The 18,415-nt window shown below is 65.6% G+C and carries 17 protein-coding genes; 9 read left to right on the top strand and 8 right to left on the bottom strand.

Annotated features, from left to right (window positions below; translation table 11 throughout):
- Nucleotides 1–13: 13 nt before the first annotated feature.
- Both zapE and OIE68_RS15765 read left to right on the top strand, forming a co-directional pair.
- Nucleotides 14–1,030, top strand: coding sequence for a cell division protein ZapE (gene zapE, locus OIE68_RS15770; protein WP_327100108.1), 1,017 nt, complete (start codon nucleotides 14–16; stop codon nucleotides 1,028–1,030).
- 104 nt (nucleotides 1,031–1,134) lie between these two features.
- The gene (locus tag OIE68_RS15765) at nucleotides 1,135–1,944 is read left to right on the top strand and encodes a tyrosine-protein phosphatase (protein ID WP_327100107.1); all 810 of its coding nucleotides are present in this window, start codon (nucleotides 1,135–1,137) and stop codon (nucleotides 1,942–1,944) included.
- A 1-nt stretch (nucleotide 1,945) separates the two neighbouring features.
- Here the strand turns inward: OIE68_RS15765 and OIE68_RS15760 are convergent, their stop codons facing one another.
- The 3 genes from OIE68_RS15760 to OIE68_RS15750 all read right to left on the bottom strand — a co-directional run bounded on the left by OIE68_RS15760 (nucleotide 1,946) and on the right by OIE68_RS15750 (nucleotide 4,207).
- Nucleotides 1,946–2,437, bottom strand: coding sequence for a GbsR/MarR family transcriptional regulator (locus OIE68_RS15760; RefSeq protein WP_327100106.1), 492 nt, complete (start codon nucleotides 2,435–2,437; stop codon nucleotides 1,946–1,948).
- Between the two features lie 75 nt (nucleotides 2,438–2,512).
- Nucleotides 2,513–3,277 carry an ABC transporter permease subunit gene (locus tag OIE68_RS15755; RefSeq protein ID WP_327100105.1) on the bottom strand — a complete coding sequence of 255 codons (765 nt, stop codon included), beginning with the start codon at nucleotides 3,275–3,277 and terminating at the stop codon, nucleotides 2,513–2,515.
- Between the two features lie 42 nt (nucleotides 3,278–3,319).
- The gene (locus tag OIE68_RS15750; RefSeq protein ID WP_327100104.1) at nucleotides 3,320–4,207 is read right to left on the bottom strand and encodes an ABC transporter ATP-binding protein; all 888 of its coding nucleotides are present in this window, start codon (nucleotides 4,205–4,207) and stop codon (nucleotides 3,320–3,322) included.
- Nucleotides 4,208–4,319: 112 nt separating this feature from the next.
- On the opposite strand from OIE68_RS15750, the gene OIE68_RS15745 reads away from it, so the two are divergent.
- The gene (locus OIE68_RS15745) at nucleotides 4,320–5,072 is read left to right on the top strand and encodes an alpha/beta fold hydrolase (protein ID WP_327100103.1); all 753 of its coding nucleotides are present in this window, start codon (nucleotides 4,320–4,322) and stop codon (nucleotides 5,070–5,072) included.
- Between the two features lie 5 nt (nucleotides 5,073–5,077).
- Here the strand turns inward: OIE68_RS15745 and OIE68_RS15740 are convergent, their stop codons facing one another.
- Together OIE68_RS15740 and OIE68_RS15735 are read right to left on the bottom strand one after the other, a co-directional pair.
- Entirely contained in the window at nucleotides 5,078–5,617 is a 540-nt protein-coding gene (locus tag OIE68_RS15740) for a GNAT family N-acetyltransferase (RefSeq protein ID WP_419150710.1), read from the bottom strand.
- A complete protein-coding gene (locus OIE68_RS15735; RefSeq protein WP_327100102.1) occupies nucleotides 5,614–6,840 on the bottom strand; it encodes an MFS transporter in 1,227 nt (408 codons plus the stop codon). Before OIE68_RS15735 ends, OIE68_RS15740 begins: the two co-directional genes overlap by 4 nt.
- Before the next feature lie 198 nt (nucleotides 6,841–7,038).
- Here OIE68_RS15735 and OIE68_RS15730 point away from each other — a divergent pair, with 198 nt between their 5' ends.
- The 4 genes from OIE68_RS15730 (at nucleotide 7,039) to OIE68_RS15715 (ending at nucleotide 12,680) form a co-directional block, all read left to right on the top strand.
- Nucleotides 7,039–8,268, top strand: a complete 1,230-nt coding sequence (locus OIE68_RS15730) for a cytochrome P450 (protein ID WP_327100101.1) — start codon at nucleotides 7,039–7,041, stop codon at nucleotides 8,266–8,268.
- 149 nt (nucleotides 8,269–8,417) lie between these two features.
- Nucleotides 8,418–9,734 (top strand): cytochrome P450, encoded by a 1,317-nt coding sequence (locus OIE68_RS15725; protein ID WP_327100100.1) that lies wholly within the window; start codon nucleotides 8,418–8,420, stop codon nucleotides 9,732–9,734.
- Between the two features lie 51 nt (nucleotides 9,735–9,785).
- Complete coding sequence (locus OIE68_RS15720) at nucleotides 9,786–11,309, top strand: NAD(P)/FAD-dependent oxidoreductase (RefSeq protein WP_327100099.1); 1,524 nt, start codon at nucleotides 9,786–9,788, stop codon at nucleotides 11,307–11,309.
- A 369-nt stretch (nucleotides 11,310–11,678) separates the two neighbouring features.
- Complete coding sequence (locus OIE68_RS15715) at nucleotides 11,679–12,680, top strand: LysR family transcriptional regulator (RefSeq protein ID WP_327100098.1); 1,002 nt, start codon at nucleotides 11,679–11,681, stop codon at nucleotides 12,678–12,680.
- On the opposite strand, the gene OIE68_RS15710 is transcribed toward OIE68_RS15715, so the two are convergent.
- Nucleotides 12,636–13,826, bottom strand: a complete 1,191-nt coding sequence (locus tag OIE68_RS15710) for a hypothetical protein (RefSeq protein ID WP_327100097.1) — start codon at nucleotides 13,824–13,826, stop codon at nucleotides 12,636–12,638. The two genes, OIE68_RS15715 and OIE68_RS15710, sit on opposite strands and share 45 nt — an antisense overlap.
- Before the next feature lie 400 nt (nucleotides 13,827–14,226).
- Between OIE68_RS15710 and OIE68_RS15705 the strand changes: the two genes are divergently transcribed.
- A complete protein-coding gene (locus OIE68_RS15705; protein ID WP_327100096.1) occupies nucleotides 14,227–15,210 on the top strand; it encodes a hypothetical protein in 984 nt (327 codons plus the stop codon).
- Here the strand turns inward: OIE68_RS15705 and OIE68_RS15700 are convergent.
- Complete coding sequence (locus OIE68_RS15700; RefSeq protein WP_327100095.1) at nucleotides 15,182–16,432, bottom strand: sigma factor-like helix-turn-helix DNA-binding protein; 1,251 nt, start codon at nucleotides 16,430–16,432, stop codon at nucleotides 15,182–15,184. The genes OIE68_RS15705 and OIE68_RS15700 overlap by 29 nt on opposite strands.
- Before the next feature lie 191 nt (nucleotides 16,433–16,623).
- Here OIE68_RS15700 and OIE68_RS15695 point away from each other — a divergent pair, with 191 nt between their 5' ends.
- Nucleotides 16,624–17,625, top strand: a complete 1,002-nt coding sequence (locus tag OIE68_RS15695; RefSeq protein ID WP_327100094.1) for an MASE1 domain-containing protein — start codon at nucleotides 16,624–16,626, stop codon at nucleotides 17,623–17,625.
- 49 nt (nucleotides 17,626–17,674) lie between these two features.
- Here OIE68_RS15695 and OIE68_RS15690 read toward each other — a convergent pair whose 3' ends face one another.
- A complete protein-coding gene (locus OIE68_RS15690; protein WP_327101684.1) occupies nucleotides 17,675–18,265 on the bottom strand; it encodes an alpha/beta hydrolase in 591 nt (196 codons plus the stop codon).
- Nucleotides 18,266–18,415: the final 150 nt, after the last annotated feature.

The raw sequence follows: 18,415 nt of genomic DNA, 5'->3' as shown, positions 1-18,415 counted from the left end.
TTAGGCTTCCAGCATGCAAGAGTGCCTTGTCGATCGCCATCCGGAGGTTCCGGCGGACCAGTTGGTCGCCCAGATGGTGCCACCGCCCATGTTCGACGAGGTCAGTTTCGCCTCCTACATTCCCGATCCCAAGGAGCCGACTCAGGCGGCCGCGGTCCGCAAGGCGGAGGATTTCGCCGGTCAGGTCGCCAAGATCCATCAGGCGGCAAACAAGAAGAGCTTGTTCGGGAAGAAGAAGCCGATCAGCGGCGCCGGGCTCTACCTCGACGGCGGCTTCGGCGTCGGTAAGACCCACCTGCTGGCCTCCATCTTCCACAGCGCGCCCGCGCCGAAATCCTTCGGCACCTTCGGTGAACTCACCAATCTGGTTGGCGCACTCGGCTTCAACAATGCCGTCGAGCGGCTCGCGGCGAACAGCGTGCTGTGCATCGACGAATTCGAACTCGACGATCCCGGCGACACCATGCTGGTCTCGCGGCTGCTGACCGAGCTGTCCGCGCGTGGTGTCTCCATTGCCGCCACCTCCAACACCCTGCCCGGCCAGCTCGGGGAGGGCCGCTTCGCCGCTCAGGATTTCCTGCGCGAGATCAAGAAGCTCGGTTCGATCTTCGAGGCCGTGCGTGTCGACGGTCCGGACTACCGGCACCGCGATCTGCCGCCCGCTCCCGAACCCACCTCGCCGGAGCTGCTCACCGAACGTGCTTCTGCCACACCGGGTTCCACGCTCGATGAATTCGACGCGCTGCTGAAGCATCTGAGCACACTGCACCCGTCGAAGTACGGTGCGCTGATCTCCGGGGTGCCGTCGGTATTCATTTCGAATGTGCATCCGGTGACCGATCAGGCGGTCGCGCTGCGGATCGTGGTACTGGCCGACCGGCTGTACGACGCGAGCGTTCCGGTGACGGTTTCGGGTGCGAAGCTGGACGAGATCTTCTCCAAGGAGATGCTCGACGGTGGTTACCGCAAGAAGTACCTGCGTGCGATTTCGCGTCTGCTCGCGCTTTCGCGCTTCGAGGTTGCGGCGTAACTGTCGAGGACGGACCTACGGGCCCGATACGAGCAGGAAAGTTGACCAACTCATACTTCACTTGATTGTGTGTCGGTCGATGAGGACGGGGGTCGTGTACGCCGATGATTGGAACCGTCGTGGTCCGTCGTTCCGTTCGAGTTCAGGTCGCACTGGCTGCCGGTCTGACCGTCGCCTTCGGGCCGGTGGCAGGCGTCGCACCGGCCGACCCGGTCAGCGTCGCCGATCCGGTCACCTTCGACCGCGCGCTGAACCTGCAGGGCGTGCAGAACGGCCGTGACGCGGGCGGCTACCGCACCGCCGACGGACACTGGGTGCGCACCGGGTTGGTTTACCGCACCGGTCAGCTCAACAATGCGACTCCGGCCGATCTGGCCGTACTGACCGACCGTCAGGTGCGCGTGGTCGACGATCTGCGCACCGTCTACGAGCGGACCATTGCGGGCGACGGCCTCCCCGCTGGTGCGGTCGCGAACTGGAACGACGTCATCGGTCAGGCTCCGCCGCAAACCCTGGTCATCACCCTCACCGGTGGCAATGACCTGTACCGCGCATTCATCACCGCGCCCGGCGCGAACGAGGCCTTCGCCTCGGTGCTACGCGACATCATCGACACCGACGGCGCCGTACTCTTCCACTGCACTGCGGGCAAGGACCGCACCGGCTGGACCTCCGCGGTCCTGCTGACCATCCTCGGCGTGGACCGCGACACCGTCACGCAGGATTACCTGCTGTCCAACCAGTACCGCAATGCCAGCCCGAACGATCCGCTCAACGGCGTCTCGGCCGCATGGCTGGATGCCGCCTTCGACCAGGCGAACCAGAGCTACGGCAGTTTCGACAATTATGTCCGTGCGGGATTGAAGCTGTCGGCCACCGATGTCGCGGCACTGAAGGTGAAGCTGCTGGCCTGATTCAGGAGGGATGCTCGGCATACCACCGATCGATCAGCGCGGGCAGTTCCTTGCCCATCCACACGAAGAACTCGTGCATATCCCGAACCCGTTCGGCGTCAGCACCATTCGGGTCGTCGAATAGTGCGAGCCCGCGCGCGGTCATATTGGTGAGGTCGGTGTACATGCCGCTCTGCTGACGGGTCAGCTCCGGCAGAATTCCGGGCCGGATCGAGTAGTAGTCCTTGCGATCGCCCGGCTTGGAGATCTTGTCCACCCAGCGCATGGTGACCAGCGTCTTCAATGCCGACGAGATGGAACCCTTGGAGGCCTGCAGCGCATCGGCGATCTGGCCGAAGGTCTGCTCCGGCGGATCGCTGACCAGCAACCACCCCGCGGCCCGACCCGTCATCCGGACGAGGCCCATCCGCTCCAGTACGAGCGCGAAATCCTCGACGAATGCCAACTTTTCCGGAGTCGGTCCGGTTGTCTGCTCGTTGTCGGTGGTGCCCATCGGAGAAGTATCCCTTCCAGAATGCGGAGAGCGGTAAACGGGGCGGACCGTGTCGGCCCGCCCCGTATCGGTCGATCAGACCGCCAGATCGCGGCGATCGAAGGCGCTCAGCGCCAGCACCAGGGCGACCGTGGCCGCGACGACCAGCACCACCAGGTGGATGCCGTTCCAGCCATGCACCAGCGGCGCGCCCCCATTGGCCCAGTAGAAGGGTGACAGCTTGCGCACGAAATCACCGCCGAGGTTATTGGCCAGATAGCCCGCCACCGCGATCAGCGACGCCGAACCCAGTGTCACCGAACGCTTTCCGGTGGCCGCGCCGACCAGGAGTGTGATCGCGCCGACGGCCAGTGCCAGCAATCCGAGCCCGGCACTTGCGGCCACGATATTGCCGGTGGGTACCTCCAGCCCACCCTGCTCGGCCCCGGCGATAACGCTCAGGGTGAGCACGGTGGTGGCGATCGCGGTCTGCACGGCCAGTGCGGCGAATCGCTGTAGCAGCAGATTCCTCCGGTTGATCGGTTGTGCGAGAAGCAGATCCAGCATCCCGTACTCCTCCTGCGCCACCGAACGGCTCGCGAAGGTGACCGCGAAGATCAGCATCAGCAGCAGACCCATCAGCGAGTACACCGTCGCGTTCAAATATCCACTGGCGCTGGCGAAATCGCTGACGCCCATGGCCTCGTACATCGTGTTCTGCTTGATATCGAGCGAGCCCTGCTCCTTCAGCGACTGGTAGGACGGCAGATACATCATCGGGATGACGGCGAAGCCGATCGACCAGCCGATCAGGCTGCGCCGCTGTTCCTTCAAGGTCTGCGTGAAGACCGAGCGAGTCATGACTACTTCTCCTGTGCGATCAATGATTCGGATGACGTTTGATCAGCGGCCGTAGCGGCTGAAGAAGATCTGTTCGAGATCCGGTTCGGTGGACAGAACGCTCACCAGTTGGTATTTCGCGGCCATCTTGAAGAGCGTGTCGACCTCGCCTTCGGTGGTGCAGCGCAAGGTTTTTCCGTCGACGGTCAGATCGCGCACACCGGGCAGTCCGGCGAAGTCGTCGCCGAAAATGTCCGCGCCGAAGACCAATTCGACCGAGCGCGGCGAACGCCTGCGCAGATCCTCGACATTCTCGGTGCCGAGCAGTTTGCCGGCACGCATGATGACCGCCCGATCGGCGGTCTGCTGCACCTCGCTGAGAATGTGCGAGGACATGAACACCGTCTGTCCGTTGCGTTTGGCCGCGCCGACGAGATCCAGAAAGCGTTGCTGCAGTAGCGGATCCAGTCCGGAGGTGGGTTCGTCGAGAATCAGTAGATCCGGGTTGTGCATGAAGGCGGCGATAATGCCGACCTTCTGCTTATTGCCCTTGGACATCGCGCCGACCTTCTTCGACAGGTCCAGATCGAGCAGATCGGCCAGGTCGGTGATCCGATTCGGTGCGACATCGCCGCGCAGATCGGCGAGGAAGGCGAGCAGTTCACGAGCGGTATTGCGACCCTCGATCTCGAGTTCGCCCGGCAGGTAACCGATGCGCCTGCGTAATTGCGCATCGCCGACGCGTGGCTCGACGCCGAACAGCTCGACACGGCCCGAAGTCGGTCGGATCAGATCCAGCAGGATGCGGATGGTGGTGGACTTTCCCGCACCGTTGGGCCCGAGAAACCCGAACACCTCGCCCTGGCCGACCTCGAGATTCAGATCGGTGAGTGCGACATGCTTGCCGTAGTGCTTGGTCAGGCCCTCGGTGCGGACCGCGGCGATGGTCATGATGCTCCTTCGAGAAGTCTTCTAGTTCCTGTATGTTCCGCAAGGACTGATGTGTTCAGTAAAGACTGAACTAGAAGAACTTGTCAAACTTGGGGCGGGCTACGATCCGGTCATGACGACGTTCAAGACCTGGGACGGACTGGAGCTCAACTACCGCGTGTGGGACGGCGAAGGCATCCCGGTTGTACTGCAACACGGGGTAGTGGCCGATACGAATGCCAACTGGATGGCCACCGGGGTGGTCGGCGCCCTGCAGGCCGCCGGGCACACCGTGGTGTCACTGGATGCGCGTGGACACGGTCGTTCCGAGAAACCCCATGATCCGGCGCGGTATTCATGGGCGGGGATGGCGCGCGACGTCAGCGCGCTCTACGACGAGCTGGGCTTCGATGATGTTGTGCAAGTGGGTTATTCGATGGGCGCGATCATCTCGCTGCTGGTGGCGGGAGCGGATGAGCGGGTGCGCAAGCTGGCTGTGGGCGGCATCGGCTCCGGTGTGCTCGATTGCGGCGGCGTCGACCGGCGCGTCATCGATATCGACGATCTGCGCGCCGCCATGCGCGGTGACGGCGCGGGCACACCACCGATCGCGATGATGTTCCGGATCCTCGCCGACGCGGTGCGCGCCGACCGCGATGCCATCGAGGCGGTCGCGACCGGCCTGGATGACGAGCCGATAAAGACCCTGGCCGAGATCACCATGCCGAGCCTGGTACTGGCGGGCGATAAGGATCCGTTCGCCGCCGAGCCCGATCGCCTCGCGGCCGCACTGCCCGACGCAACATTGCGGATCGTGCCCGGCGATCACCTGATGGCCGTCGTGGATCCGAACTTCCATGCGGCGTTGGTCGAGTTCGTGGCCTGAGCCGGTCAGAAAACCCGGCGCATAACGAAATCGTGATGCAACTGGCTACCCACGGTGAAGGTCTTGGTGCCGACTCGCTCGAACCCGTGCTTGAGATAGAACCGCTGGGCGCGCTCATTCTCCTTGTTGACCCCGAGCCACACCCCGGCAACCGCCTCCTCGCGGGCCTGCTCCAGCGAGGCGTTCATCAGTGCCTTCGACACACCGACGCCATGGTGGCCGGGCAGTACGTACATCTTGCTGATCTCGACGGCCGGCCGCAGGTCGACGGCCTTGGCGACGTCGGGATCGGCCGGGTCACCGTAGTGCAACATCGCGTAGCCGACGATATCGCCGCCCGCGACCGCCTTTAGCACGATCCGGGAAGGGTCGGTCAGATATTCGCCGAAGCGTTCACCGGAGAGCGCCTCGGCGATGAAAATCTCGATATCGTCCCCGGTGGCGTGTGGTGGACAGGCGAGCGGAAAGGTCGCGGCCGCAACGTCACTGAGGGCCTCGGCGTCCCATAATCCGGCCCGGTCGACGGTGACTGGGATGTTGCTCATGTGTCCAGTACAGCATGGCCTCCGTTCGACGCGGAAAGCTCATCCGGTTCGGAACGGGAATGGAATACACGCGCGAGTCCGATAACGATTGCCATGAACAGGACGGGGATCACGAAACCGATCCGATGTCCGAACCCGGCGGCAATCGCGCCGACCAGCCCGCCGCCGACGAGTGTGCCCACGTAGTTGAACAGATTCATGCGCGCGATCAGTGCGTCGAGTTGCCGTCCGCTGGTCAGTTGTCCGGCCTCGCTGAAGCACAGCGGTGCGACGACGCCGGTACCGAAACCGCCGACCAGGAAGCCGACGATCGCGATAACCGGCCCGGGCGCGACCACCGCGACGGCGAGTCCGAGCACGCCGATCGCCCCCGCGATGCGCACCACCCGGCGTCCGCCGAGCCGCCGCACCCACAGATCCCCGCTCAGTCTGGCGGCCAGCGACGCACACTGATAGACCGCCAATGCCAACGCCGCGGTGGAAGAACTGGCGAGCAGATCCTCCTTCAGATACAAGGCCGACCAGTTGCTGACGGCGAGATCGATCGCGAACACGAGCGATGCCGCGATGCCGAAGGCGAGATACATGCGCAGCGGAACCATCCGGGATGCTGAGGGTTCGCTTTCGGTCACCTCCGCCGGGCCGGACTCGGCCTCCGCGGCGCCGAGCAGGCGTGGGCCGGTCACCAACCCGACCACGAGAACTACGCCCGCCGCCGCCAACAACGATTCGCGCAGCGTGACATCCAATACCTCGCAGGCGGATACGAACAGCGCGCCGAGGATCGATCCGGCGCTCCACGCCCCGTAGAACGAGGACAGGATGAATTTCCCGTACCTGTGCTGAATGAATACACCCTGCATATTCGTGCTCGCATCGACGATGCCGACCGCGATTCCATAACACCCGAGTGCGATCGCCAGCACAGGGATATTCGGGGCGAGCGCGATGGCGCATCCGGTGACCGTGATTCCCAGCAGTCCGATCCGCACCGTGACCCGGCTCGACCACCGCGTGGCCACCTGCTCGGCGGCCACGCTGCCGACGCCGGCGAGGATCGAAACCAGCACCACCGAACCGGCGATCAGACCATCGGACAGGTCGAAGCGATCCTTCTGCTGGGGCAGTTCGGTGAGCACCACCGCGAAGAAAAAGCCCTGCAACCCGAAGGCGAACGAATTCGCGATCCGGGCTCCGCGCAGGACGGGAGAAATCGATCCCATCTGCGGAGAGTATCGGCCCGGCCGTGGCCGTGCCTGGAGAGGCCGTCGTGGTCATCCTTTCGTCGGATGCGGTGCACGCGACGGTCGTCCTTTGGTCAGGTTCGGTCGCTACGGTCGACGCGCGGGTGGTCGAGATCGTTATCGCGTGCCACTATCGAAGGGGCGCAAGACAACTCGCGAACGGGGAAGGGCCGTCGAATGAGAAAGCTGCCGCAGGACTTCTTTCGTACACCGTATGCCTTCTATGAAGAGCTGCGCGCCGAAGGCTCGGTACACCCCATCGAGTTGAATACCGGCGTCCGCGCCTGGCTGGTGGTGGATCTGGACGTCGCCCGTGAGGTGCTGCGTCATCCTGCCATCCGCAAGGATCCGCGCACCGACGCCAGCCGCAAGGCCCGTGGTCTGCGCACCGGTGACACCGGCGTCGGCGCGGTGAATACCCGGATCAGCTACCACCTACTGAATACCGATCCACCGGGACATGCTCGGCTGCGCCGACTGGTCGCCCCTGCATTCGCGCCCGCCCGGATCGAGGTGCTGGCCCCGCGCGTGCTGGCGATCGCCGACGAACTCCTGGACCGGATCGCCGCGGACGCCGCGGGCCCGGTGGATCTATTGTCGGAGTACGCGTTTCCGCTGCCCATCACCGTCATCTGCGAACTACTCGGTGTGCCGGTGGCCGATCGCGCGGATTTCCGGGAGTGGTCGCGCATCATCGTCGAGCTGTCGTCCGCGACCCTGGAGGAGGTCCGGCACGCGACCGATGCCATCGCCGACTATTTCGAGCAGCTGATCACGCGGCGGCGGGCCGAGGGGCTGGGGGAGGATCTCGTCTCGGACCTGATCGCCGCCAATGCCGACGGTGACCGTCTCACCGATGACGAGCTGATCTCCATGGTGTTCCTCATCCTGGTCGCGGGTCACGAGACCACGGTCAATCTGATCGGCAATACCGTGCTCACCCTGCTGTCGGATCCGGCGCGCTATCGTGCGCTGCACGGGAATACCGAGGCGGTGCCCGCCCTGATCGAGGAGATGCTGCGCTACGACGGTCCGGTGAACGTCGCGACCTTGCGCTACACGACCGAACCGCTCACGCTGGGCGGCATCGAGATTCCCGCGGGCGAGATGGTGCTCGTCGCACTGGGTTCGGCCAACCACGACGAACGGCACTTCGGCGACGCCGCAGAGTTCGACCCGCAGCGCTCCACATCGGGCCACTTGGCGTTCGGCCACGGCATCCACTACTGCCTCGGTGCCGGGCTGGCTCGGCTGGAGGCGCGTATCGCGATCACGAGGTTGGTCGAGCAGTATCCAGATCTGCGCTTGGCGGCCGACGGTGGGGAATTGCGTTGGCGGGAGAGCATGCTCATCCGGGGCTTGCAGGATCTGCCCGTGGAATTGGCAGGGGCGCCCGCCCTACGTTGAGTCCGGCGTTCGGGGTAGTGCGCAGAACCGCGGACTGCCCCGCTGATCAGGCGTTGTGCCCCAGGGTCTTCCGTCACGCCGGACAACTGTGGAACAGTGCAGAGAACCGGGCGTAACGATGCGTCCGGCGCCGGATGCGGAGGGAAGCGATGACTGCGGCGTATCCACCCGGTCCGCCGATACCCGCATTTCTGCAGGGCCTGCTGTACATCCGTAACCGCGCCCAGGTGCTGCCCCCGGTGCGGCGGCGCTACGGCGACGTCTTCTCGCTGCATGTGCCGCCGTTCGCACAGAACCTCGTCGTATTCACCCGCCCCGAACACCTCAAGGAGATCTTCGCGGGCGACCCACGCGACCTGCACGCGGGCGAAGGCAATCAGATCCTCGGCCCGGTGATGGGCGAGCATTCGGTGCTGATGACCGACGAGGCCGAACACGCCAGGGCCCGCCGATTGCTCATGCCCGCATTCAATGGCGCGGCCTTGCGCGGCTATCGGGATCTGGTCGCCGAGATCGCGGCCGCGGAGGTCGACCGCTGGCGGCCCGGTTCGACGGTCATCACCCTCGACCGGATGAACGCGCTCACCCTCGAGGTGATCATGCGGGTGGTCTTCGGCGTCACCGATGAGCGCACTCGGTCCGCGCTCGCACCGCGCCTGGGGCGCATCGTCGATATCGGCCCGCTGCAGTACATCGGCCTGATGAAACCTGCGCTGCAGAAGTATCCACCGTGGAAGTCCTTCCATGCCGATATGGCCGCCATCGATGATCTGCTGTACGCCGAGATCACGGCCCGGCGCGCCGCCCCCGACCTGGCCGAACGCGCCGACGTCCTGTCCCGGTTGCTGCAGGCGGGCGGCGATACCGAGTCCGATCCGCCCCTCACCGACCCCGAACTGCGCGATCAACTCATCACCCTGCTGCTCGCCGGTCACGAAACCACCGCGGCCGCGCTGTCCTGGGCGCTGCACGAACTCTCGGTCAACCCGCAGGTACAACGCGACGCCCACGAAGCGGTCCGCATCGATGACGACAAGTCGCTCGAGGCCGTCATGAAGGAGGCGATGCGGATGCGCACCGTCATTCCCGGCGCGGTCCGCAAGCTCACCAGGGATATGACCATCGGCGGCTGGGAGCTGCCTGCGGGCACCGTGGTCAGCTGTTCGATCCTGCTGGCGCACCACAGCCCGGCCAACTATCCCGACACCTGGACCTTCCGTCCTTCGCGCTTCCTCGACGGTGAGGTCGAACCGAATACCTGGCTGCCCTTCGGCGGCGGCGTGCGCCGCTGCATCGGCGCCGGATTCTCGCTGATGGAGGGCACCACGGTGCTACGCGAGATCCTGTCCCGGTACACCCTCGCCCCGCCCGAGGGGGCGAAACGCGAGCGCGGACGGGTGCGCAATATCACCACCGTGCCGCGCGACAAGGCCAGGATTGTAGTCACTCCCCGTTCAACTTCGTGAAATCGCACCGAGGCTTTGCCGCATTCGCGCGAGCGACGTAATCTCCGTGCCATGACGAGCGGGAACCGCATCGCAATCGTAGGTGCGGGCATCGCAGGCCTCGCCTGCGCGAAGGTGTTGCGCCAGGAGGGTTTTCCGGTCGAAATATTCGATCGGACCCCGGACGTGGGCGGAGTGTGGAGTGCGACGCGCCGGTATCCCGGCCTGCGCGCACAGAACAGCAAACACACATATCACTTCTCCGACTTCCCGATGCCCGACGACTATCCACGCGTGCCGGACGGGCAGCAGATGCAGCAGTACCTCGACGGGTACGTGCGGCACTTCGGCTTCGGCGAGAGCCTGCGCCTCGGCACCGAGGTGGTCGCGGCCGATCCGGTCGACAGTGGTTGGTTGCTGGAGATCCGCGACCACATCGGTGTCCACCGCACCTCCTGCGACCATCTGGTCATCGCCAACGGAATATTCAGTGAGCCCGCGGTGCCCGACTTTCCGGGCGCCGAGCGGTTCCGGCAGGCGGGCGGGCAGATCGGGCACGCCTCGGAGTTCCTGGATGTCGAGTGGGCGCGCGGCAAGTCTGTCGTGGTGGTCGGCTATGGCAAGTCGGCCTGCGATATCGCCGAGGCGGTCAGTCACGTCGCGGCCTCGACGAATGTGGTCGCCCGCCGACTGCTGTGGAAGATGCCGCGCAAATTGGGGCGCGGGCTGGTCGACTACGAACGGCTGATGCTGACCAGGCTGGGGGAGGCGCACTTCCGCTATCAGGAGCTCGGGCGGATCGAACGGTTCCTGCACGGTTCTGGGCACAGCTTCCGCGACAGCAACCTCGATGTGATCCAGGAACTCGCCACCAAGAAGTCGCATCTGCGCGAGCTGGGGCTGGTGCCGGAGGGGCGCTTCGAGGACATCGCGGAGAGCACGGTCAGCCTGGTCACCGATGATTTCTTCGAGCGGGTGGGGATGGGACTGATCGCGGTGCACCGGGACAGCACCATCACCGAGATGGCCGCGAACCAGGTGCGACTGTCGAATGGTACGACCTTGCAGGCCGACATCGTCATCTGCGCCACCGGATTCCACCAGCGGGTGCCGTTCCTCACCCCGTACGTACAGCGTCAGCTCACCGACGACGAGGGCAATTTCCGCCTGTACCGGCAGATCCTGCCGATCGGCGTGCCGAATCTGAGCTTCGTCGGGTACAACTCCTCGGTCATCAGCACGCTCAGCGCCGAGGTCGGCGCGCACTGGACCGCCGCACTGTTGCGTGGCCGCCTCGCCCTGCCGACGCAGGAGGAGATGACCGCGCACGTCGATGAGCGCCTGCGCTGGATGGCCGAACGCACGGGCGGCCATCACGCGCACGGCGGCGCCATCACCCCGTTCTCGATCCACAATATCGACGAGATGCTCGCCGACCTGAAATTCCGGCTGCCGCGCAGAACCCGTGCGGCACAATGGTTCCGGATGATCAAGCCGTCTTCATATCGTGGGCTCGCGGAGCGGTCGAAGGGGCCGGTGGTGACAGCGGCGCCGGAAATGGCGCCTCAGGTCTCCGCGGAACAGCGCACGCCGTAGGTCGATTGCTCGGAGTGCGCCCGGGGATTGCCGGGGTTCTCCTCGGCGCTCACGTGTTGTAGGTCGGACACGGTGTTGCGTATGGCGCAGGCACAGGTTCGATCGACGTCGACGATCATCGGGGGAGGGGATCTCTCGGCTCTTGCCGGACAATGGCCCTGGTGATCGTTGTCGCCGGAGGGATGCGGGATCGGAGCAGAGTCCGTTCCTCGGCGGAGCACATCGATTTACCCAGTGCAACTGTGGGTTTCGAGTCGAAGAAGTTCAAAATGTGACCGGCGTCGCTTGGGTGTGCAGCCCTTTCGGCGAGAGGCGACGGTCGGGCGGGACAGCACGTCGAGGTCGACGCGACGGATTATCACCAATGCAATGTTGGCTACCAGTCTTTCCATTCTGGATAATCCAGGAGTGGACGCCCTCGACATGAATCTGCTGGTTGCCCTGGATGCGCTGCTGGACACCAACAGCGTCACCCAGGCCGCCGAGCAGCTACACACTTCGGCGCCCGCAATGAGCCGAACGCTGGCCCGGCTGCGTCATGCGCTAGGCGATCCGCTCCTGGTGCGCGCGGGCCGCAATCTGGTGCCGACGCCGCGCGCACTCGAATTGCGTTACGAGGTAAGCGTTCTGGTGGAGCGGGGACGGACGCTGCTCACCCCGCGCGGCGCACTCGACCCGACCACGCTGAAGCGCGACTTCGCGGTGCAGGCGGGCGATCCGGTCCTCGGGGAATTGGCGACGCCGCTGCTGGCCGCCGTCCGCGCACAGGCGCCCGGCGTGACACTGCACCTGCTCCCGGATCGCGATGATGGCGCCGCCGCGCTGCGTGACGGTCGCGTCGATATCGAGGTCGGCGTAATCGAGCACACCGATCCCGAGACCACCGTGCAGCGGGTATTGCGCGACCGCGTGATCGGCGTTGCCGCACCGGAACATCCGCTGATCACCGACCGTGTGACGGTGGCGCGGTTCGCCGCTGCTGCCCACCTAGGTATCTCCCGCCGGGGTCGCGCCCGCGGGCCCATCGATGACCGCCTGGCCCTGCACGGCCGCACTCGCCGCGTCGTGGCCACCGTACCCGACCTCACCAGCGCCCTGCTGGCGGTCCGCTCCGGCGATCTGATCTGCCCCGTCCCCGCCGCCCTCACTGCGACAACGCGCACCGCACTCGGCTTGTGCGCCTTCGAAATCCCCCTGCCCCTCCCCGAAATCGCCATCGCCATGGCGTGGCACCCCCGCAATACTGCCGACAACGGTCACCGATGGCTACGCGAATTGATCCGCGGCACCCTCTGCGGGCTGGACCCGTCCGGGCCAGTGAGCTGCTCAGCCCTCGGTGCGGATCGCGAAGTTCGGGTCCACGCCGGGTAGTTCGTTCGGCGCGGCGGACGGTTCCGGGCGACCGAAGGGGCCGTGCGGGTTGCGCTTGAGTTCGTCGAGCATGGCCTGCAGCTTGTCGACGTGTGAGGTGTCCTCGCCGGTGCCCGCGCGGTGCGCGCCAGGGGTCAGCGCGCCGTTGTCCTCGGTGCGTGGTGCGGTCATACCGGTGTCGGGACGGGTTGTGGGCGTTGGGGATTCGTAGCCGTTGCGCGGCGGGGAGGTGAGCGGCTCCAGGCGGCCGTTACTCGAGCCGATCGAGCCGTAGTCGAGCCGGTCGCCGGTGGTCGCGGGTTGGGAGTTGGTGTAGGTCGGCGCGGAAGGTTCGGTGCCTGCGGTTGTGGCCGAGTCGAGCCATTCGGGGCGCGAGGTGGGTGCGGAGAGCGGTTCGCTGCGGTAGGTCGGGGGGGCCGCGGGCGGCACGAGCTGCGGTGTCCGTGAGGGGAGGGAGAGGGAGTCGTTGGGCGTTGCGGGGCCGAAGGGTTCGAGGTGTTCGGTGCGGGTGATCGGCGCGGTGAAATCGGTCCGTGCGGGACGGGCCGCGATGTCTTCGGGCGCTTTCAGCCGCTCGTTGCGCCCGGTCGTGGCGTCCAGACGTCCCGCCGGGGTCGCTAGGCGCCCGTTGGCTCCGGTCGTCGGCGTGACGAGCTCGTTGCGGCCGGTCTTGGGCTCGAGGCGCTCGTCGGTTCCGGTGGTGTCGGGGCGGTTGTTGCGTCCGGTCGGCGTTTCGCTGAGCACGGTGGTGCTGTCCGGGAGGTTGTTGTGTCCGGTCTCGGTGTCCGCGCTCGTGGTGTCGGCTCGCCCGTTGGCGGCATCGAGGCGGTCGCGACGTGACGGAATCGGTTCGCGCCGTTCCCTGGTCGCGGGCGCGGGCTCCGGGCGGAGCCGCAGCGCGGGTTCGGCCGGTTCGTCACTGGGCTCGACGGTGACGACCTGCTCCAACCGTGACCCGATCTTCGAAACATCCTCCCCGGTACGGAAAGCCCACGCCTCCAACTTGGCCAGGCGACCGGCCAGGTTACGGTCGTCATCCACGTGGGCGGCGACCGCGTCGAGTTTATTGCTCACCTCGCGCAGGGTCGTCGCGAGACTCGACAAGAGTGCGCCGATCGATTCGCCACTCCGCTCGTCGTGGTCCATCCCATACCTTCTTCCCCGTATCGCCCGAAACTCCGCTCGTGGCCGGCCGATTCTATCTGTCGATCGGTACCGACGCGGTTCGAGGACCGGCCGTGGCCGCGCTGTGTACCTTTCGTCCGGTTACGTGGCGGCTTTCGTTCGCTCGTTCGGCGGTATCGGCCGTGTCCCAGGAATGGCCGCAACTATCAATCACCGGAATAACTGTGGCAATGCTCTCGCGTGTCGCAATGAAATCGGTTGTGAGACAGCGCACATCGGCTGGTCAGAGCGTGTTCGCGGGTTGTGGCGCACCCGAGCGCGGGGTATAGGGGGCTGGCGGGCGGGCCAAAGCTGACGCACTCTTGATCTATGGCGTAGGTCGTACTTGACCTGCGGTGGTTTTGGGCAGGGGTGAGGTCGCGTGAGAACGAAGCAGCGCGTCGAGCGGGCGTGCGGGCGTCGGGCGATGCTCGCCGAATTGGGATTGTCGGACGGTCGCGTCGCGGACACCCGGGTGCCGGATGGTCGCGCACTCGTCGGCGGAGCGGTGGGGGCAGGGGGATACGGCTGCACATGTCCGGAATGTGCCGCCGCGCAATGGGATATCCAGCGGCTGAAGTATTGGCTGTGCGGTCGGCTCGCGTCCTACGGTGCGGAGGTGGCCGAGGTGGACCGCCGGGTGGGTGACGTCCCGGTGGACGTGCTCTGGCGCAGCGGTGATCGGCAGTATGCCATCGAGGTCCGTACCGGCCCGCTGGATCGGGAATCGGCGCAGCACCACACGACACGGCTGCGCACTTCCGGATGTGACGGGGTGCTGTGGCTGTGCCCGCCGGGCTATTGGGTCGGGCATCTGCCGGCGCTCGGCATCGCCGACTTCGCGCCGCCCGCCTGCGATTACCGGGCCGAAGAGGGCATGTTGGACGCTTCGAACAGCGCGGTCGTCCTGCCGCGCCGTGAGCCCTATGAACTGCGCGATTTCCTGTACGGCTGGGTGCGGGGCGAAATCGCGTGGGGCTACCGCGATGTGATGACAGGAGGATGGGCCACCGTGACCGACTGGGAACACCACACGAGGACGCAGGCCAGCGTCATCGCTCGGCAGCGCCAGGAGTTGGTCAACCAACGCACCACCTTGGCCGTGTCCCGAAAATCCGTGCGGGACAAGCAGAAACAGATCATGAAGCTCGCCACCCGGCTGGAACGCGCCGAGGAGTCCGCACAGGCGCGCGCGGACTCGCTGGCCGAGGTCAAGCGCAAGCTCGACAACCACCACCGCATCGACGCCAGCCTGCGTGCCACCATCGTGAGTCTGCAGAAGGCGATCGGTCACTGGCAGCTGATCACCTATTGCGCGATGATGCTGATCGTGACATTCATCGCAGGAGCGATGTTCGTGCGCTGAGCCGGTCAGCTGGGTGGTTGCCGGTCAACCGGAACGGCGCACGGTCCCAACGCCATTCGTTGCGCAGCACCAGCGCGATCAGGTCGAGCAGATCCAGCTCGACCTCCGCACGCAACTGCCGCAACGCGGACCAGTACACCGGTCCGCGCTCGACCAACTCCCACAGTCGACTCTCGGCCTCCGCAGCTACCTTGCGCCGCAATAGATCTGGGATCCCGATCCTGCTGCCGGTCCACACCAGCCAGCCCCAGCCGTTGGCATGCGCATGTGCGCGACCTGCCGCCGACTTGATCCGATTGATGTGAAAGCCGACATGTCCCAGCGGTTCGACATCGATCAGGACGACGCGGCCATCGGCCAGCCGTGCGGTGATGGTGGGGTAGTAGATTCGCTCCGTACCGTCTATTTCGAAGGTGACCGCACTCGGTTGTTCCTGGAATGTCTCGACCAGATCGCTCGCGTTCACCGTCTGAAGCAGCCGAGCCTCCAAGCCGGAATCGAACCCGATATCGCGTCCGACCTTGTCGAGATAGAACCGCCCGCGTCCTTCGTCGTCGCCGTCGACGGTGCGCGCGGAGGCGTTCGGCAGGGGAGCGGGGTCTGGTGCGGAGGCGGGCCAATCGACCTGTCCCAACCATGAATTCAGCTCACTCGTCGCGAGCGGCTCGTGCAGTTTCGCCAACCGCCGGTTCGTCTTCTTCTGCCACGCCATGATCCGCTGCATGACATATCCGGCGACCCGCTTGGCATCCTCGCCCGCATGCCCCGCCAGCCGCAGCTTCAGATAAGCCAACTCGTTGGCAGCCAGATCGCCATCCGTCGCATAGGTCTCCACCAACAGCGCCCGTACCAACTGCTGATCTCGTGCCCCCACCGGGTACCGCGTCCCGAAGACCTCGGCCGCCCGATGTCCACTCAGCTGCGCTTCCCGCAGAATCTGCGCCACCGCCCGGGTATGCAACTGTCGAGCCCGATCCCGCGACAGATCGAATCGAGCACCGATCCGCGCCAACGTCTCCGGCGCCTCCCCGCTCACCCCGAGCCGAAACCCCACGATGTCGGCATCGCGCCGCTTGCGATCCCCCCGCATCTCGATCAATTCCCCCAATAGCTCGTTGATCTCCTCGAGATCGAACGACACATCCCCGGCAATATCGTCCAGCACCTCGGGATCGGCATAGTCAGCGGCCCGATCCCGCCCATCGGCCTCGCTTGCCGTCACCTGCGACCCCTGACCACGACTCGGCTCCACTCGACATGTGCGCCGTAGCCTAACGCCGACCACCGACAACCCGGCCCATCCCATCGATCGGCCGCCGAATCGGGCCCATCGGTGTCTGTCAGCTCGGCCTCGCTGTCCGGGCCGTCGTCGATATTCCTGATCGTCGAGGGAAACGGTTCTATGCTCACGTCGTGGGTCGTTTCCGCAGCAACGCCGAGTTGGCGCTGTGGATCATTGTCGCGGCGGTCGCGTATTTTGCGGCTGCCGAGGTCGGGTTGTGTTTGGCTTTGGTCGGCGATCAAGTCACGCCGCTGTGGCCGCCGACCGGGGTCGCCCTCGCATGTCTGTTCCTATTCGGCCTGCGTGCCTGGCCTGGCGTCACGCTGGGCGCGTTGGCGGTGAATGCCTTGCTCGGGCCGACGCTTCCTGCCGTCCTCATGATCGCCCTCGGCAACACGGCCGCTCCGGTGGTCGCGTACCTGCTGCTGAAAAGGGTCGGGTTCCGCGGCGATTTCGTCGGCGTACGTGACGTACTCGAACTCGTTTTCCTCGGTGCCCTCGCCGCAATGCTGATCAGCGCAACGCTCGGTACCGTCACTCTGCTCGTGGCCGGTGCGGTTTCCGCACACGGTTTCTGGGGCGCCTGGTTGGTGTGGTGGACCGGCGACGCCATGGGCGTACTCCTGATCGCACCGCTCATCCTCGTCGGTAAAGGTATTCGCATACCCAAGGCCCTCAGCCCATTACGGGTCATCGAGGCCGCGATGCTGGCGGCGGGCACATCCGTCGTCGCGGTATCGGCCACCGTGGTGTCGGCAAACCTGCTCTTCCTGGTCTTCCCCTTCCTGATCTGGGCCGCGATGCGCTTCCACCTCGCCGGCGCCCTGCCTTGTGCCCTCATCGCCTCGACCGTCGCCATCGTCGCCGTGGCCCGCGACTTCCCGGCCTTCACCGGCCTCGACCTGACCGCCAAAATGATCACCCTGCAGGCCTTCAACGGCTCGGTCGCGCTGACCGCCCTCATATACGCCACCATCACCGCTCAACGCGACCGCGCCCGCCGAGCCGTCGACGACACCTGCACCCAATTAGCCCAAACCGTCCTCACCATCAGCCAGGGCCGCCCTTTGGAAGGCATCATCGACACCGCGCACCGCCGCCGAACCCGACCTCCCGACACCGCACCGACCTGACCCCGACTCGCGCCGCGATTCCTCGCGGCGCGAGTCGGTTCGAGGCGTACTAGCGCTCGACCGCGCGGACGATGAGGTCGGCGACCGCCTCGGGCTCGGATACCGAGACCGCATGCGATGCGGAGATTTCGACGGTGTCGGCCCCGGCGCGTTCGGCCATGAACCGCTGCGCCTCGATGGGGATGTTCTTATCGTCGGTGGTCAGCAATGCGAACGCGGACACCGACTTCCATGCGGCCGCGGAAGCAGTCTCCTGCAGCGCGGCAAGGGCGACCGGCCGCTGTGTCGTGGCCATCAGCTCAGCCGTTTCCGCCGGAACATCGGCGGCGAACTGCCGGTGGAACTCCTCCTGGCGGATATAGAGTTCGGTGCCGGTGCTCCCGTCGGACAGGGGGTAGCTCGTGGGACGGGTGGCTGCCCCCAAGGTGGAGCCGGGGAACTTGTCGCTCAGCTGCAGCGCGCTCTCGTTCTCGTCGGGAATGAACGCGGCAATGTAAACCAATGCGGTGACATCGGCCTTTCCCTCGGCCGCCACGGTGATGACGCTGCCACCGTAAGAGTGTCCGACGAGCACGCACCGGCCCTCGATGCCGTCGACGACCGTCGCGATGTAAGCGGCGTCACTGTCGAGGCCGCGCAGCGGATTTGCGGCGGCGATGACGGAATGTCCTTGTGCGCGTAGGCGTTCGATGACGCCGTTTCAACTGGAGGAATCGGCGAACGCGCCGTGGACGAGCACAATGGTTGGAGCGGTCATAGATTTCTCCTGATCTGTTTGCGGACGAAGTGT

It is taken from the genome of Nocardia vinacea (genome assembly GCF_035920345.1).
GTDB classification, from domain to species: Bacteria; Actinomycetota; Actinomycetes; order Mycobacteriales; family Mycobacteriaceae; genus Nocardia; species Nocardia vinacea_A.
Note: the sequence above shows the minus strand (reverse complement) of the source record. Positions and strands in the feature narration are given on the sequence as shown.